We start from the raw sequence: 15,564 nt of genomic DNA, 5'->3' as shown, positions 1-15,564 counted from the left end.
GTCCTTATGGACTGACGGGTTCACCCTTATTCTCATCACTCGCCGCCGTGCTGATAATGGAAGGCGTTGAGAGAATGGTCCCGGCGGCAACGACCTTGCCCGCCGTGATGCCGCCGAGGATTGGCACAGCGAGCGCTGGTGTCGTGGTCGTGACCGCCGCGCCTGAAAGACTGACCGGCGTTGCCGTACAGAATGAGGCATCAACGGTAAGCATGGCGCCTGCAGGCAGCGTCCTGCTGCAGCCATAGGCCTTCACCGTCACCCTGCCCGATCCTTTGATGACAAGCCGATCGTGAAGCTGGATCTCATCACCCTTGCCGAGAATGTGTGAGCTCGATCCTCGCATGACGAAGACTTCGCCTTCACCGCCATGAACAGCCTCGACTGTGCCAACTTCCTGCGCCGCGGCGATCCCGGTGATGAGACAGAGCGACATAAGCGGTCCTAGAAATGCGTGAAATCTCATCTTGCCGGATACCTTTCCTGGTTGCCGCAGCAGATAAAATACAACCAATAGTTGGGTATGCTGATTTCCAGCCCGCGTAAAGCGAGGCGAAGCCATTCAATCCAGAGAGATAAAATCGCCGGCGCGGCGTCAGGAAGACGTATTGCCGTCGTCGAACTTGCCGTCGCGGATCCCATCAGCGGCCTTGTTGAACGTCGCGCTGATATTGTCCGCCGTGACGCCATTCACGAGCAGCAAAAGCCCAAGTGAAATCAGCGCGACGATGAGGCCATATTCGATGGCCGTCGCGCCGGTTTCGTCATTGAGAAAACGGATGCCGGTCTTTTTGAACGAAGACATCATGCCCGGCCCCACTTCAGATGGCCGCTAAAGGCCAGAGAGAAAATCCCTGAGTTGCGCGGCGAGCGGCCGGTCGATGGGCGGCATGTCATGCGCGAGGAGTTCAGAAGGAGCGACCCATTTGAGCTCCTGTCCTTCAAGTCCTTGGGCTGCGCCATCCCATTTACGGCAGAGAAAAAGGAGCAGGAGGAGACCGGTGTCACTGTCGGTACCAAAGCTGAAAGGCGCAAGGCAGCTTTCTTCAGTTCGGATGCCGAGTTCTTCGCGCAATTCGCGGACAAGCGCGCTTTCGGCGCGTTCACCGTCCTCGATCTTGCCGCCAGGAAATTCCCAGAACCCCGCATAATCCTTGCCTTCCGGGCGCGTCGTCAGAAGCACCCTTCCATCGCGATCGATGAGCCCCACGGCAGAAACGATCACGCACTCACCCATTTCAGGGACCTCGGAATAGCGAAGAATGATGAATACGCTTCTAAAAGCGTCGGTGGAATTTTTGCCACCCTTTTACCAGGTGCGCCCAGCGGACTGGAGCGACATCAGCGGCAATGGGCCGGCATCTAGGCCGTTGCCCGCCATGCGGATCGGTACAGCGGCGCGAGCTTCGGCGATGGTCTTGGTGACGACCTCATCGCGCAGACGCCGTTCAATGTTTTCCTGAACATCCTCGAATGGTGGCAGGCGCACCTCTGAACGGGCATCGACCGTCAGGAGATACCAGCCCTCCTGCCCCTCGACCGGGATCGAGACATCCCCGACCGGCAGGTCATAAAGAACGTCAGCAATGGAGGGCGGCAGGTCGCTGAGGCGCACCTTGCCCAGATCACCGCCCTGATTGCGGGTCGACATATCGAGCGAGCGGCGGCGGGCCATTTCAGAGAAGCTCGCCCCGTTCCCAAGGCGGGTGAGAATGTCTTCGGCCTCGGTCATGCTGGAGACCTGTATCCGGCGAAGGATCAGGGTCTGATCAGCGGCGGCAGCAGCCACTTCGGCGTCATAGACGGCGCGAACCTGATCTTCGGTGACCTCACGATTGACCGCGAGATCAAGCAGCGCGCTAGACAGGATACGACGGCGCGCAAGCGCGAGCTGAGCCCGGACCTCTAGCGCATCCTCAAGCCCTCTCGCCTCGGCGAGCTTGGCGAGGGCCACCTGATCGGCCGCTTCGCCGACAAGACCTGTCTGGAAAAGATCCGGCGCCGGCAGCTCTTCAGCATCGGAAACTTGTGAGATGACCGCCTGCGCCCGCGCATCCGAAAGCCGAATCGGGGTCGTCCCCACCGCGATCAGGACCGGATCTCGCGCCTCAAGCACCGGATTCGGGGCCGGCGCAGCTAGAGGACCATCAACGGCCTTCTCTGCTGCCGTCAGGACGAGCGCCATGGCCCCTGCGCCCAGAACAAGGTCGCGCAGGCCCACAGAGCCCACAGCTCTATGGGTGATGAGGCCACAATAGCCTAGAACCGGGCCAACACCCGACCGGGTCCAGATTGACGGTCGCTTTTTCATCGGGACACGATTTTGAGTTTCGGGCCCAAGAGTCAATGGCGAGACTTGTTAAGGTAACGGCGCGATTTGACACTCAACCGGCGCTTTCTTATTTGCCGCATCAGACAAGTTCAGGCATGCCGCCGCGTCTCGCCTCTCTGTGCGCCCCGCGGAAAAACCGCAAAAACAAACCTCGTGAGCACCTCGCCAATGGCCAAAAAGTCCCTCGCCGCCCGCCTATTCGGTTCCGCCAATGAAAGGCGGATGAAGCCGCTGATGAAAAAAGCGGAAGGAATTGGTGATCTGGCTGAGGAAATGGCGGCCCTTTCCGATGACGGAATCAAGGCCAAGACCGAGGAATTCAAGACCCGCTACCAGAATGGTGAATCGCTCGACCACCTCCTGCCCGAAGCCTTTGCTCTCGTTCGTGAGGCTGCGACCCGTGCGCTCGGCCTGCGCCCTTATGATGTTCAGTTCGCCGGCGGCATGGTCATTCACGGCGGCGACATCGCTGAGATGAAGACCGGTGAAGGTAAAACACTCGTTGCGACCCTCCCCGCCTATCTGAACGCGCTGACCGGCAAGGGCGTCCATGTCGTTACCGTCAACGACTATCTCGCCAAGCGGGACTCCGAATGGATGGCGAAGGTCTACAATGCGCTTGGCATGACGGTCGGCGCGATCGTCCATGGGCTGAATGATGATGAGCGGCGCGAAGCCTATGCCTGCGACATCACTTACGCGACGAACAACGAGCTGGGTTTCGACTATCTTCGTGACAACATGAAGCAGCGGATCGAAGAGATGGTCCAGCGCGGCCACCACTTTGCGATCGTTGATGAGGTCGACTCGATCCTGATCGACGAAGCCCGGACCCCACTGATTATCTCCGGACCGACCGAAGACAAATCTGAGCTTTACAACACGATCAACGAGCTGATCCCCCAGCTCACCGAAGAGCATTACGAGATCGACGAGAAGCAGCGCCGCGTCGATCTGACCGAAGAGGGCAACGAAGCCCTCGAGGATATGCTCCGTGAACGGGACATGCTCGAAGGCGAGCAGCTTTACGAAGCGGCCAACGTCTCTGTCGTTCACCACATCCAGAATGCGCTGCGCGCGCACAAGATGTTCCAGCGGGACAAGGACTACATCGTCAAGGACGGCAAGGTCGTCATCATCGATGAATTCACTGGCCGGATGATGGATGGCCGTCGCTGGTCAGATGGCCTGCACCAGGCCGTCGAAGCGAAGGAAAATGTCCGTATCCAGCCGGAAAACGTGACCCTCGCCTCGATCACCTTCCAAAACTATTTCCGCCTTTACGATAAACTCTCCGGCATGACCGGGACGGCCTTGACCGAAGAAGGCGAATTCCAGGACATCTACGAGCTATCCGTCTTTGAGGTGCCGACCAACAAGCCGATCGCCCGCGAAGACCTCGATGACGAGCTCTACATGACGGCGAAGGAGAAATACCGCGCCATCGCCGCCCAGATCGCCGATTGCCACATGCGCGGCCAGCCGGTGCTCGTCGGCACAGTGTCGATCGAGAAATCGGAATATCTCTCAAACCTGCTGACCGACAAGAAATTCTGGCGCGAGACGGCGGAAATCCTCCGTGCACGCGCCAAAGAATTGAAGGAAGGCAAGAATGACGACGAGATCGCTCATCTGCAAAAGCAGGCCAGCGATCTTGAGGCGATGTCGCGCAAACCAATCCCGGTGCCGCACAACGTGCTGAACGCCCGCTTCCACGAACAGGAAGCCGAGATCGTCGCGCAGGCCGGTGTCCCCGGCGCTGTGACGATTGCGACCAACATGGCTGGCCGCGGTACCGACATCCAGCTCGGCGGCTCCGTCGATATGGAGATCATGACGCAGCTTTCCGAAGAGGATGACGCCGATACGATCGCCAGCAAACGCCGGGAAATCGAAATCAAAGTCGCTGACCAGAAAGCAACAGCGCTTGCCGCCGGCGGGCTTTATGTTCTGGCGACAGAGCGTCACGAAAGCCGCCGGATCGACAACCAGCTGCGAGGCCGGTCAGGCCGTCAGGGCGATCCGGGCACGACGAAATTCTTCCTTTCGCTCGAAGACGACCTGATGCGGATCTTCGGCTCGGGCATGGAAAAAATGCTCAAGCGCTTTGGCATCCGCGAAGATGAATCGATCGAGCACCCCTGGTTCACCAAGGCCGTCGAGAACGCGCAGAAGAAGATCGAGCAGCGCAACTTTGACATGCGGAAAAACGTCCTCAAATATGACGACGTCATGAACGATCAGCGCAAAGCCATCTTCGAGCAGCGGATCGAATTCATGAGCGCAGAAGATGTCAGCGAGATCGTCGCTGATATGCGCCGCACCCTGATCGAAGATCTCGTCGTGACCTATATCCCGCCCAAATCCTATGCCGAGCAATGGGATGCGGAAGGCCTGCGTCAGGAAATTATCGAAGTCTTCGGCCTCGACCTCAAAATCCCCGAATGGGCCGCCGAGGAAGGTGTCGCTGATAGTGAGATCGAAGAGCGCATCATAGAAATCACCGACAAGGCGTGGCAGGCCAAAGCCCATGACTTTGGCGACGATATAGCCAAGCAGATCGAAAAAGAGCTCCTCCTGCGGACGATCGACACCAACTGGCGCGAGCACCTTCAGATGCTCGATCACCTCCGCTCGGTCGTCGGCCTTCGCGGCATGGGTCAGCGCGACCCGCTGCACGAGTTCAAGACCGAAGCCTTTGCGCTCTTCTCCGAGCTTCTCAATGGCCTGCGCCGCGATGTGACCCGCAGCCTGTTCCATGTCCGCCTGCGCCAGCCCGAAGAACAGACTGGACAGGTCGGCACGCCGAACCAGATCAATGTCGATGAGGCCAAGCGCCTCCTCGAAGCACTCAAGGCACAAGGCAAGCTTGATCCGGCCCAGATGCGCGAAAGCCATATCGATGCAACGACCGGCGAGAATGACGCCGGTCATGGCGGCCCGGAAGCGCCCTACCGCTCCTACGGTCAGGCAGTCGGCCATTCGAGCATGCGTGCCCGCCGGATGGCTCGCGAGGTCAGCGCTGATGATCCCTCGACCTGGTCCCGCGTCAGCCGCAACGCGCCCTGCCCCTGCGGTTCGGGCAAGAAATACAAGCACTGTCACGGCGATCCCAAACGCGTCGCAGCGGAGTAAGCTTCTTGCCGATTACGGAATAAAAAAGGGCCGCTCGATGAGCGGCCCTTTTCGCATTGGATGATCCTGTTGCGGATCAGTCGATAGTCTCATCCGGCGGCGGGCCCTGATCTTCGGTCGGCTCGTCAATGATGATGACGCGCGCGCCGCCGATGCGGCCTTGACGGCGCAGCTCGACATATTTCTCACGGACTTCCTGGACCATTTCGACGAGCTGCGGTGGCGTAGAGCTGCCCGACGGACCCGCATTGATGTCCGGGCTCGGATCACCGCCGACCATGTCAGCCGTCCGGTTCGGATACTTCATGGCCTCGAAATTCGCGCCATTCTCCAGAAGGATCATGCTGACCTCTTCATCAGCGAAGTTCTCAAGATGGGCGAGCAGATCAACTGGCCAGTTCGGGAAGAGCCCGGCCCGCGCTTCATAATAGAGCTTGGAGATATAGACCTTGCTCCGGCCCCGCTGGACCCCGCGAAGCGCATTCACAAATTCCCGCGCATTCCGGTCAAGGATGCGGTTGATATTCTCTGACGTATAGGCCTCGTCATCGATGCTTGGGCTGCCCAGATCGCCATGGAAGAAGCCGTACATGACGCGCGGATCATCCCAGTAACGATAGACGATGTTGGTGCGGATGTCGGAAAGCGACAGATCTACACCGCTGATGTTCATGATCTTGGCGTCGTGGAAGAGCGCCCCATCGATCTTGATCCGCTCCGGGTACCGGACCGGATATTCATCAGCCAGAATGGCGATGACCCACATATTGTGCAGGTTGAACCAGTAGGCGAGCTGCTCATTGCGCGGCAGCGTCGTGATATCGATCTTGTTACCGATATCGACGAGGTTCTCCGCATACTCACGGAACGAGTTGCCGCTTTCATCATCGAATTGCGACAGGAAGATCTTGTTGCCTTCCAGCCGATATGGCGAATTGTGTCCTTTGACGATCCGCGAGCCGGCCCGTGTCCCCTGACGGTCACGCGCCCGGATACGGGTTGAGGGACCTGTATCAAAGACGATGATTTCCAGCGCCTCGCTGATCACCTCATAATCGATATTGGTCGTCCGGCCGTTTGGCGCAGGTTCAAAGGCGGCAAAGACGCCTGCCTCACCCAGCGTCAGCGGATAGAAAGATTCAGACGCCCCTCCATCCCCGACACTGTCGGGTGCGACATCGACCTCTGCGGTCGCGGCAGTGTCGCCCGAAGACGTGGTTTCACAGGCTGCCAGCGCAGCCGCTGCGATCGCGAGCAGTGAAACCCCGCGCAAGGCGGGAGAACGGAAATCAAACATCAAAAACCCCAATTCCGGTGTGCAAACCTTTATCGGCTAACGATAATTGAGGCGCGAAGCAGGTGCAAGACCAAGCCCTTAGCAAAAGTAGGCCAATCCTGCTGCGACGCATGCTGGATTTGCCTCCCCACTATGCCCAAATGACGGCCTCATCTGTTACGGAGGGTTATCTCATGTCCGCCACCGACGCTTATCTGCATCCCGATATTATCAGCACGATCGGCAACACGCCCTGTATACGGATCAACCAATTGGCTCCCGATGGTGTGACGATCTACGTCAAGGCGGAATTTTTCAATCCGGGCGCCAGCGTGAAAGACCGGCTGGCGATGAGCATCATCGAGGATGCCGAGAAATCAGGCGAGCTGAAACCCGGCCAGACTGTTGTTGAGGCAACATCCGGGAACACAGGGATCGGCCTTGCCATGGTCTGCGCCGCGAAAGGGTATCCCTTTGTCTGCACCATGGCCGAAAGCTTCTCCGTCGAGCGCCGCAAGCTGATGCGCTATCTGGGGGCCAAGGTTGTCCTGACGCCCAAGGAAGAAAAGGGCACAGGCATGGTGAGAAAGGCTCGCGAGCTGGCCGAAAAGAATGGCTGGTTCCTCGCTCGGCAGTTCGAAACCGAGGCCAATGCTGATATTCACGAGAAAACGACGGGTCCGGAGATTATCGCAGACTTTGCCGGACAGAAGCTTGATTACTGGGTCACTGGCTTTGGCACTGGCGGCACGGTCACCGGGGTTGCCCGTGTCCTGCGCCGTGAACGGCCCGACACGAAAATCATCCTGAGTGAGCCCGCCAATGCCGCGATGGTCTCCAGCGGCACCCCGCAGGAGCGGCGCGAAGATGGCGCAGCAGCATCCAGTCACCCCGCATGGGAGCCCCACCCCATTCAAGGCTGGAGCCCGGATTTCATCCCGCTCGTCATTCAGGAATCCATCGACAATCAATATTATGATGAAATTCTGCCCGTTGCTGGGCCCGAAGGCATCAAATGGGCACGGGAGCTTGCTGCCAAGGAAGGCATCATGACCGGCATTTCGGGCGGCTCGACCTTTGCTGTGGCCCGGCAGATCGCCGAGAAGGCCGAGAAGGGCACCGTCATCCTCTGCATGCTGCCCGACACAGCTGAGCGGTATATGTCGACCCCGCTGTTTGAGAGCATTCCAGCCGAAATGGATGACGAAGAAGCCGACCTCGCCGCCCAATAGGCCCGGCTGGACTAATGCGACGAGGCTTGGCAGGCTCAAAGAAAAATGGGAGCGCTCACATGATCACCCGCTTTGGCCTTGCCGCCGCCCTTATGCTGACCGCCTGTTCGGGCGGGGATGAGCCCGCAGGGACGGCCGATCCCGCGACGGAAATGGCCTCTGACGGCATCGTCCAACCGGATGTTGTTGATGCGGCGCTAGCCGACATGGTGGCCGATGGCCGCGTCGCCGGTGTAGCAGCCCTCATCTTCGAGGATGGCGAGGAAGTCTTTTTCGGCGCGCATGGCATGGCGGACCGTGAAGCCGAAAAGCCGATGGCACGCGATACGGTCGTGCAGATCTTCTCGATGACCAAGCCAGTTGCCGGGGTCGCCCTCATGACGCTCTATGAGGAAGGCAAATTCGCGCTCGATGATCCGATTACAAAATATGTCCCCGAACTGAGCGACATGGCCGTCTATTCGGGCGTCGATGAGGAAGGAAACCTCCTCACCGAGCCTGCCCGCCGCCAGCCGATCGTGATGGATTTTCTTCGGCATACGGCAGGCTTCATCGGAGACGCCAACGAAACGCCGCTCGGCCAGGCCTATGCGGCAGCCAATCCGCTCAACTGGGAAGGCACGCTGGCCGATGAGGCCGAGGCGCTGGGCAAGCTCCCCCTTCTCTATCACCCCGGTGAGCAATGGGAGTATTCACTGGCCGTCGATATTCAGGCCCTGATGGTCGAGCGTCTCTCTGGCATGGCGTTCGAGAATTATATTCAGCAGACGGTACTTGATCCGCTCGGCATGACGGAGACGGCCTATTACGTGCCCGAAGAGCGCCGTGACCGCATGGCGGCCATGTATATCACCGAGGAAGATGGCTCCCTCACCCGCCAGCCTGATGAGCAGGCCTATGCGTTCAACTACAACAAATGGCCCCTCCGCCCCGGTACGTTCGGCCTGACCTCCACGCTTGATGATTATGCCAAGTTCACCCGGATGCTGCTGAATGACGGCGCGTTCGGCGACGTCAAAATTCTGGAGCCCGAGACCGTCAAGCTGATGCGCACGAACTATCTTGATGAGGAGATCACCGAGCGCCTGTGGCTGCCGAGCAAGGGACAAGTCGGCTTCGGCATCGATTTTGCCGTACGCACCGCCCCGCCGGTCGATGAGAATGAGAATTACGGCTTTGTCGGCGAGTATTTCTGGGATGGCTATGCCAGCACCATGTTCTGGGTCGATCCTGAGAATGACCTGACCGCGGTGTTCTTTGTCCAGAGCATTCCGTTCAATGGCGAAGTTCACAAACTCTATCGCGATGCAGTCTATAATGTCCGCAACAAAGGCATTGTCGATTAAGGCAGGACTGTCCGGCCTGACTGGACAGGCGCGGTGAGGCTTGGCACCTTCCGGGCAGATTTGCCCGGAGGCCCTGATGACACGACTTCTTCTTTCTGCCGCTGCTGCGGCCCTTCTCGTTGCCTGTTCGGGAGATAAAGAGGCCGAGGACAAACCTGCGGCCCCGGTGCCCGCCGAGACCTCCTCGACCCAAGCGCCAAGCGCTGAAGATATGGCCGCTATGGCCGAAGAAGACGCGCGGCTCGCGACTTTCCTTGATGCGAAATTCGAAGAGCAACTGGCCCTCAGCCCGGAATTCCAGACCTATCTGGGGCGCAAGACCAATACCGACAAATGGGACGAACGAACGGATGAATCCGACGAACGTCAGCGCGAGCTTCTCGAAGCCCAGCTGTCAGAGATGCAGGACAGCTTTGACCGCGACGCCCTCTCCCCCGAAGGCCAGCTCAATTACGATCTTTTCACCTACGACACGGAGAACTCGCTGGCGCTCGACAATTTCCGCCTACAGCGTTTCTCACTAACCCAGTTCCGCGGCATTCACAGCAATATTCCGGTCTTCCTCGCCAACTACCACAAGGTCGACACGTTCGAGGATGCGGTCGCCTATGTCGCGCGCGTCCGGGGCGTGCCGGAAGTGCTCGATCAGGCCGCAACCCAGATGGAAGACCGGATTGCCGGAGACTTTCCGCTCCCAGAATTCTCTTATCCACTGATCGCCGAGACAGCGCGGTCGATTGCCGACGGTGAGGCCATCCTTGAGGATTTCTCGAAAAAAATGGAGGCGCTGGACGCCCCTGTTGCTGAGAAAGACCAGCTCGAACTCGATCTGCTTGAACTGATCGAAGGGCCATTCGCGGCGGCCTATGAAGATTTTTCGACCCGCGTTGAGACGATGGGGGATGCCGATGTCGTTGACGGCAATTACGGGGTCGGCCGGTTCCAGGACGGCGAGGCTTATTACAATGCACTGTTGTCCAATTACACGACGACAGATCTGACGGCGGAGGAAATCCACCAGCTTGGGCTCGCCGAGGTTGCCCGCATTCAGGATGAGATGCGCGCGATCATGGCGCAGGTCGGCTTTGAAGGGACGCTTCAGGAATTCTTCGACTTCATGCGCGAAGACGAGCAGTTTTATCTGCCGAATACGGATGAAGGGCGTGAAGCCTATCTCGAACTCGCGCGCGACTATATTGTCGGCATGAAAGTGAAATTGCCCGAGCAGTTCGGTCTGATACCGGCAGCCCCGGTCGAGGTCCGCCGCGTCGAGCCTTATCGCGAACGCGCCGCCGGCAAGGCTTTTTATAACCAACCTGCCCCTGATGGCTCACGTCCCGGCATCTTCTACGCAAACCTTGCGAAGATGGAGGACATGCCGACCTACCAGCTCGAAGCGCTGGTCTATCATGAGGCGATCCCCGGCCACCACATGCAGCGCGCGCTGCAGATCGAGCAGGATGGCCTACCGCTTTTCCGCCGCTTTGGCGGCTATACAGCCTATACGGAAGGCTGGGGCCTCTACTCAGAACTCCTGCCCAAAGAGATCGGCTTTTACGAAGATCCCTATTCGGATTTCGGCCGATTGGCGATGGAGCTGTGGCGCGCCGCGCGCCTTGTCGTTGACACAGGTCTTCACGCCAAAGGCTGGGAGATGCAGGAAGCAATTGACTATCTGCAGGAGAACACACCGAACCCTGATGGCGATACGGTAAAAGCGATTGAGCGTTATATCGTCTATCCAGGTCAGGCAACAGCCTACAAGATCGGTATGCTGCGCATTCTCGAACTGCGCGAAGCCGCAAAGGCCGAACTCGGCGATGATTTCGACATTCGCGGTTTCCACGACACGGTCCTCGCCGCTGGCCCCCTGCCCCTTTCGGTGCTCGAAGGTCAGATTGATGCGTGGGTCGCCCGTCAGAAGGCGGAATAACAGCTGAGATCGGGATAGAGACATGCTGAAGATTCTCGGCAAGGCCGAGTCGATCAATGTCGCCAAGGTCCTGTGGGCCTGTGACGAAATGGGCATCGAGTTCGAGCGTGTGGATTGGGGCATGCCCTATCGCGATCCCAAGGCGGCTGAATATCTGGCGCTGAACCCGAACGCGACCGTCCCCGTCATCGATGATGACGGGTTCGTCCTGTGGGAATCAAACTCGATCATTCGCTATCTGGCCAATCGGCAGGCAAGCGATCTCTACCCCTCCGCCCCGGCATCCCGCGCCATGATCGACCAGTGGATTGACTGGCAGGCGGCGGATCTCAACCCGGCGTTCCGATATGCTTTCGGCGCACTGGTACGGAAATTCCCGGGCTTCACCGATGAGGGCCAGATCGAGGACTCCCGCCTGCGCTGGACGCAGAAGATGCAGATCGCCGGGGCGCAGCTTGAGAAAACCGGTGCCTTCATCGCCGGGCCCACTTTCACGCTGGCGGATATCCCGATCGGGCTCAGCGTTCTTCGCTGGCAGCGCACCCCGATCGACAAACCCGATTTCCCCGCACTCGATGCTTATCTTGAGCGTTTGGGCGAACGGCGCTGGTTCAACGAACGGGTAGCCAGCGACCTCCCCTGATCCCTAATGTAATCAATGATTTGATGCCAATCTGACATTTCCATGGGCGTGTCACACTGGCGCACTTGTTTCTGAATCGCTTTTCTGCGAATAGCTCGCATTCTCATTCGAAATGAAGGTTTGCCTGCCAGTGTTTAAGTCTCTGTTCTCTGCCAGCGCGGTCATCGCTCTCGCAACCGCCCTCCCCGCCACCGCTCAGGAAACCGCCGAAACGGACGATGTCATCGTCGTCAAAGGCGGCTCGCAGGTCGATCTCAGCCCCGCCTTTGACGGCGAGCAGGTTGCTCGTGGCGGCCGCGCGGGTCTGCTTGGCAATCTCGATTACATGGATGCCCCCTTTTCAGGCCTTGCCTATACGGAGCAATTGATCCGCGAGCAGCAGTCCACCAGCGTCGGCGACGTGCTTCAGAATGATCCGGGTGTGCGCGTCGCCAAAGGCTTCGGGAATTTCCAGGAACTCTACGTCGTGCGCGGTTTCCCGGTTTATTCCGACGACATGACCTATAATGGCGTATACGGCATTCTGCCGCGCCAGTTTGTTGCCGCTGAACTGGTTGAACGTGTTGAGGTCTTCCGCGGCGCCAACTCATTCCTCAATGGCGCGGCGCCAGGCGGCAGTGCCGTCGGCGGGGCCTTCAACCTTGTCCCCAAACGGGCAACTGCCGAACCGCTGACCCGGCTGACACTCGGCTATGAGAATGCCGGCCAGTTCTATGGCGCCGCAGACATTGCCCGCCGGTTCGGCGACGGAAATGATTTTGGCGTACGCTTTAATGCGGTGCGCCGTGACGGTGAAACTTCTATCGAAGATCAGGAACGTGAACTGACGGTCCTGTCCATCGGCACGGATTACCGGGGTGACCGGCTGCGTTTCTCCGCCGATCTTGGCTATCAGGATCACCGGATTGACGCGCCACGCCCGCAGGTCACGCCCCTCGGTGATGTGCCTTCTGTGCCGGACTCTTCTGACAATTATGCCCAGCCTTGGACCTATACGGATGAAGAGCAGGTCTTTGGCGTTATCCGCGGCGAATTTGATGTCACGGACCTGATTACGGCCTGGGTCGCTGTCGGCGGCCGTTACGGCGAGGAAGCCAACGTCCTTGCCAATCCGAGTGCCGCCGCCGATGGGACGACCAGCGCTTACCGCTTCGACAATACGCGTGAGGATGAAATCCTCTCCGCTGACACAGGCTTCCGTGCGGAATTCGCAACAGGCAGCATCGGGCACCGTCTGACGGTGTCGGCCTCGGCGATCAATCTTGAATCCCGTAACGCCTATGCGTTCTCCAGCTTTGCCGGTTTTGCAGGTGACCTCTACGAGCCCATGGCCGTGACGCCTCCCGCAGCTGATTTCTTTGTCGGCGGTGATCTTGGTGACCCGGGCAAGACAGAAGAAGTCGAGAATTCAAGCATCGCGATTGCCGACATGATGTCATTCCTTGACGGCAAATTGCTGGCCACGGTTGGCCTTCGCCATCAGGATATCGAAACGGCATCCTTTGATTATAATACGGGTGATGAGCTTTCGCGTTATTCCGACAGCGCAGTCACGCCCGTCTTTGGTGTTGTCTATAAACCGCAAGCGTCGATCTCGATCTACGCCAATTATGCGGAAAGCCTGCAACCGGGCGCGATTGCCCCGGCAACCAGCGGCGGCACACCGATCAACAATGCGGGTGAGGTACTGGAACCCTATCGCGGTGAGCAGATCGAAGCCGGCATCAAATATGATGCAGGCAGTTTCGGTGGGGTGCTGAGCGTCTTTAATCTCTCGCAGCCCAATGCGATCGTCGTCGACCAGGTCTTCACCGATTCTGGTGAGCAGGAGACGACCGGGCTTGAACTCACGGTGTTCGGTAAACCGGCCGAAGGCTTCCGCCTCCTTGGCGGCATGACCTGGCTTGATGCGGAACTTTCGCGCACTCAAGGCGGCGTCAATGAAGGTAACCAGCCGATCGGCGTGCCGGAATTCCAGGCCAATGTTAACGCGACCTATGATGTAGCTGCTGTCACAGGCCTCAGCATTGATGGCCGCATCGTCTTCACTGGCGAGCAATATGTTGATGCCGCAAATACGACGACCCTCGACAGCTGGACCCGCCTTGATATGGGGGCGTCCTACAAGCTGCCCACCCAGTCGCAGGACCTCACCCTCCGGGCGCGAATCCAGAATGTGACCGATGAAGCCTATTGGGCCTCAACGGGCGGTTTTCCGGGGGCGAACTACCTTGTTCAGGGTTCGCCGCGTACTTTCATCCTGTCACTTTCAGCTGACCTTTAACAATCAGGCCGGGGCAGCAATGCCCCGGTCCTCGGCCGTCCATGACCCCAAAGACAATCAGAGCCTGGAGCGCCATTCACAAATGGACGAGCCTTGTCTGCACGCTTTTCCTCCTAATGCTGTGCATCACGGGCCTGCCGCTTGTCTTTCATGATGAAATCGAAGACGCGCTGAATACGGAAGTCTGGGAACCCGCCCATCCGCAAGGCGCCCTTCTCAGCTATGATGAGATCCTGTCGACCGCGCTTGCGAACCGTCCGGGTGAAGTGCCGATCTTCATGAGCTTCGACATCGACCGCCCCGTCGTCAATGTGACAACCGGGCCGACACCCGACGCCCCCGGGGTGAAAATGCACTTCGCGTCTTACGACCATACGAGCGGAAATCTCGTGCCGCCCAAGACGGGTGATGGCGGGGTGATGGAATTCCTGCTCCAGCTGCATACGGACATGTTTCTGGGACTGCCGGGGATGCTGTTCCTCGGGGCGATGGGGATCTTCTTTGTGCTCGCCATTATCTCCGGGGTGGTTCTCTATGCGCCCTTCATGCGCAAACATGAATTTGGCACGCTGAGGGTCACAAAATCGCCGCGCACCAAATGGCTCGACTACCACAATCTTCTCGGCATCGTGACGGTGGCATGGGTTCTGGTCGTCGGTTTCACCGGAATCATCAACACACTTGCAACACCAATCCTCGATGCATGGAAGAATAATCAGCTCGCTGACCTGATTGAGCCATTTGAAGGAACCGGGCGCCCCGAAACGCTGAGCTCCCTTGATGAAGCGATTGCGAAAGCTGTCGAGGCCGCGCCCGACATGACACTGCAATTTGTGGCTTTCCCGGGCGGTGACTACTCAACCGACCATCACTATGCTGTCTTCCTGCATGGCAACACACCGTTGACGGAGCATATTGTCACCCCGGCGCTGATCGACGCTGAGACAGGTGTGCTTGTCAATCTGCGGGAGATGCCGTGGTACAACAAGATGCTGTCACTCTCCCAGCCACTTCATTTCGGGGATTATGGCGGATTGCCGCTCAAACTCCTCTGGGCTCTGCTCGACCTTGCCACCATCATCGTCCTCGGCACTGGGCTTTATCTCTGGCTGTCAAAGCGACAGGGCAGCAGCACTCGGAACGATCCGGTGGAAGCGATCCTCAGCGAGGAGGAAGCCCCGTGAAGTCGCGCCGTCCCCCTCGCGCAAAGCTGCCCCTTACGGTCATTTTTGCCGTGCCCGCCCTATTGGCTGTTTTCTCCCTGATTGGCCTGATTGCAGCACTCGTCGGGAATGGCGTTTATGACGCACTTTCCTGGCTGACGCTCGCCGCACCCATCATTGCCATTATCTGGGCGATGACGACGAAGCGGGGATAAGGGAC

The 15,564-nt window shown here is 58.7% G+C and carries 13 protein-coding genes; 8 read left to right on the top strand and 5 right to left on the bottom strand.

Annotated elements, in window-relative coordinates:
• Positions 1-4 precede the first annotated feature (4 nt).
• From DX908_RS13025 to DX908_RS13010, 4 genes are all read right to left on the bottom strand, one after another.
• Positions 5-436 (bottom strand): hypothetical protein, encoded by a 432-nt coding sequence (locus DX908_RS13025; protein ID WP_116392739.1) that lies wholly within the window; start codon positions 434-436, stop codon positions 5-7.
• A gap of 159 nt (positions 437-595) precedes the next feature.
• A complete protein-coding gene (locus DX908_RS13020; RefSeq protein ID WP_233508694.1) occupies positions 596-808 on the bottom strand; it encodes a Flp family type IVb pilin in 213 nt (70 codons plus the stop codon).
• A 24-nt stretch (positions 809-832) separates the two neighbouring features.
• Positions 833-1,237 carry a (deoxy)nucleoside triphosphate pyrophosphohydrolase gene (locus tag DX908_RS13015; RefSeq protein ID WP_116392738.1) on the bottom strand — a complete coding sequence of 135 codons (405 nt, stop codon included), beginning with the start codon at positions 1,235-1,237 and terminating at the stop codon, positions 833-835.
• A 72-nt stretch (positions 1,238-1,309) separates the two neighbouring features.
• A complete protein-coding gene (locus DX908_RS13010) occupies positions 1,310-2,311 on the bottom strand; it encodes a peptidylprolyl isomerase (RefSeq protein ID WP_116392737.1) in 1,002 nt (333 codons plus the stop codon).
• 189 nt (positions 2,312-2,500) lie between these two features.
• Here DX908_RS13010 and secA point away from each other — a divergent pair, with 189 nt between their 5' ends.
• Positions 2,501-5,467 carry a preprotein translocase subunit SecA gene (gene secA / locus DX908_RS13005; protein WP_116392736.1) on the top strand — a complete coding sequence of 989 codons (2,967 nt, stop codon included), beginning with the start codon at positions 2,501-2,503 and terminating at the stop codon, positions 5,465-5,467.
• Positions 5,468-5,543: 76 nt separating this feature from the next.
• Here secA and DX908_RS13000 read toward each other — a convergent pair whose 3' ends face one another.
• Entirely contained in the window at positions 5,544-6,764 is a 1,221-nt protein-coding gene (locus DX908_RS13000; RefSeq protein WP_116392735.1) for a DUF547 domain-containing protein, read from the bottom strand.
• A 173-nt stretch (positions 6,765-6,937) separates the two neighbouring features.
• Here DX908_RS13000 and cysK point away from each other — a divergent pair, with 173 nt between their 5' ends.
• The 7 genes from cysK (at position 6,938) to DX908_RS12965 (ending at position 15,559) form a co-directional block, all read left to right on the top strand.
• Entirely contained in the window at positions 6,938-7,975 is a 1,038-nt protein-coding gene (gene cysK, locus DX908_RS12995; protein WP_116392734.1) for a cysteine synthase A, read from the top strand.
• A gap of 59 nt (positions 7,976-8,034) precedes the next feature.
• On the top strand, positions 8,035-9,321 hold the full coding sequence (locus tag DX908_RS12990) for a serine hydrolase domain-containing protein (protein ID WP_158548770.1): 1,287 nt from the start codon (positions 8,035-8,037) through the stop codon (positions 9,319-9,321).
• Between the two features lie 76 nt (positions 9,322-9,397).
• Positions 9,398-11,254 (top strand): DUF885 domain-containing protein, encoded by a 1,857-nt coding sequence (locus DX908_RS12985; RefSeq protein WP_116392732.1) that lies wholly within the window; start codon positions 9,398-9,400, stop codon positions 11,252-11,254.
• 22 nt (positions 11,255-11,276) lie between these two features.
• Positions 11,277-11,897 carry a glutathione S-transferase family protein gene (locus DX908_RS12980; RefSeq protein WP_116392731.1) on the top strand — a complete coding sequence of 207 codons (621 nt, stop codon included), beginning with the start codon at positions 11,277-11,279 and terminating at the stop codon, positions 11,895-11,897.
• Positions 11,898-12,009: 112 nt separating this feature from the next.
• On the top strand, positions 12,010-14,181 hold the full coding sequence (locus DX908_RS12975; RefSeq protein ID WP_116392730.1) for a TonB-dependent receptor: 2,172 nt from the start codon (positions 12,010-12,012) through the stop codon (positions 14,179-14,181).
• Between the two features lie 41 nt (positions 14,182-14,222).
• A complete protein-coding gene (locus DX908_RS12970; protein ID WP_116392729.1) occupies positions 14,223-15,365 on the top strand; it encodes a PepSY-associated TM helix domain-containing protein in 1,143 nt (380 codons plus the stop codon).
• The gene (locus tag DX908_RS12965) at positions 15,362-15,559 is read left to right on the top strand and encodes a hypothetical protein (RefSeq protein WP_116392728.1); all 198 of its coding nucleotides are present in this window, start codon (positions 15,362-15,364) and stop codon (positions 15,557-15,559) included. Before DX908_RS12970 ends, DX908_RS12965 begins: the two co-directional genes overlap by 4 nt.
• The last annotated feature ends 5 nt before the right edge of the window (positions 15,560-15,564 follow it).

Source organism: Parvularcula marina (assembly GCF_003399445.1).
GTDB classification, from domain to species: Bacteria; Pseudomonadota; Alphaproteobacteria; order Caulobacterales; family Parvularculaceae; genus Parvularcula; species Parvularcula marina.
This window is presented reverse-complemented; position numbering and strand designations above follow the sequence as displayed.

Excerpts from the sequence above, each read along its gene's own strand:
- DX908_RS13015 (WP_116392738.1), bottom strand. The coding sequence starts at position 1,237 with ATGGGTGAGTGCGTGATCGTTTCTGCCGTGGGGCTCATCGATCGCGAT.
- DX908_RS12990 (WP_158548770.1), top strand. The coding sequence starts at position 8,035 with ATGATCACCCGCTTTGGCCTTGCCGCCGCCCTTATGCTGACCGCCTGT.
- DX908_RS12980 (WP_116392731.1), top strand. The coding sequence starts at position 11,277 with ATGCTGAAGATTCTCGGCAAGGCCGAGTCGATCAATGTCGCCAAGGTC.
- DX908_RS12970 (WP_116392729.1), top strand. The coding sequence starts at position 14,223 with ATGACCCCAAAGACAATCAGAGCCTGGAGCGCCATTCACAAATGGACG.
- DX908_RS13000 (WP_116392735.1), bottom strand. The coding sequence starts at position 6,764 with ATGTTTGATTTCCGTTCTCCCGCCTTGCGCGGGGTTTCACTGCTCGCG.
- DX908_RS13010 (WP_116392737.1), bottom strand. The coding sequence starts at position 2,311 with ATGAAAAAGCGACCGTCAATCTGGACCCGGTCGGGTGTTGGCCCGGTT.
- DX908_RS13025 (WP_116392739.1), bottom strand. The coding sequence starts at position 436 with ATGTCGCTCTGTCTCATCACCGGGATCGCCGCGGCGCAGGAAGTTGGC.
- cysK (WP_116392734.1), top strand. The coding sequence starts at position 6,938 with ATGTCCGCCACCGACGCTTATCTGCATCCCGATATTATCAGCACGATC.
- DX908_RS12975 (WP_116392730.1), top strand. The coding sequence starts at position 12,010 with ATGAAGGTTTGCCTGCCAGTGTTTAAGTCTCTGTTCTCTGCCAGCGCG.
- DX908_RS13020 (WP_233508694.1), bottom strand. The coding sequence starts at position 808 with ATGATGTCTTCGTTCAAAAAGACCGGCATCCGTTTTCTCAATGACGAA.
- DX908_RS12985 (WP_116392732.1), top strand. The coding sequence starts at position 9,398 with ATGACACGACTTCTTCTTTCTGCCGCTGCTGCGGCCCTTCTCGTTGCC.
- secA (WP_116392736.1), top strand. The coding sequence starts at position 2,501 with ATGGCCAAAAAGTCCCTCGCCGCCCGCCTATTCGGTTCCGCCAATGAA.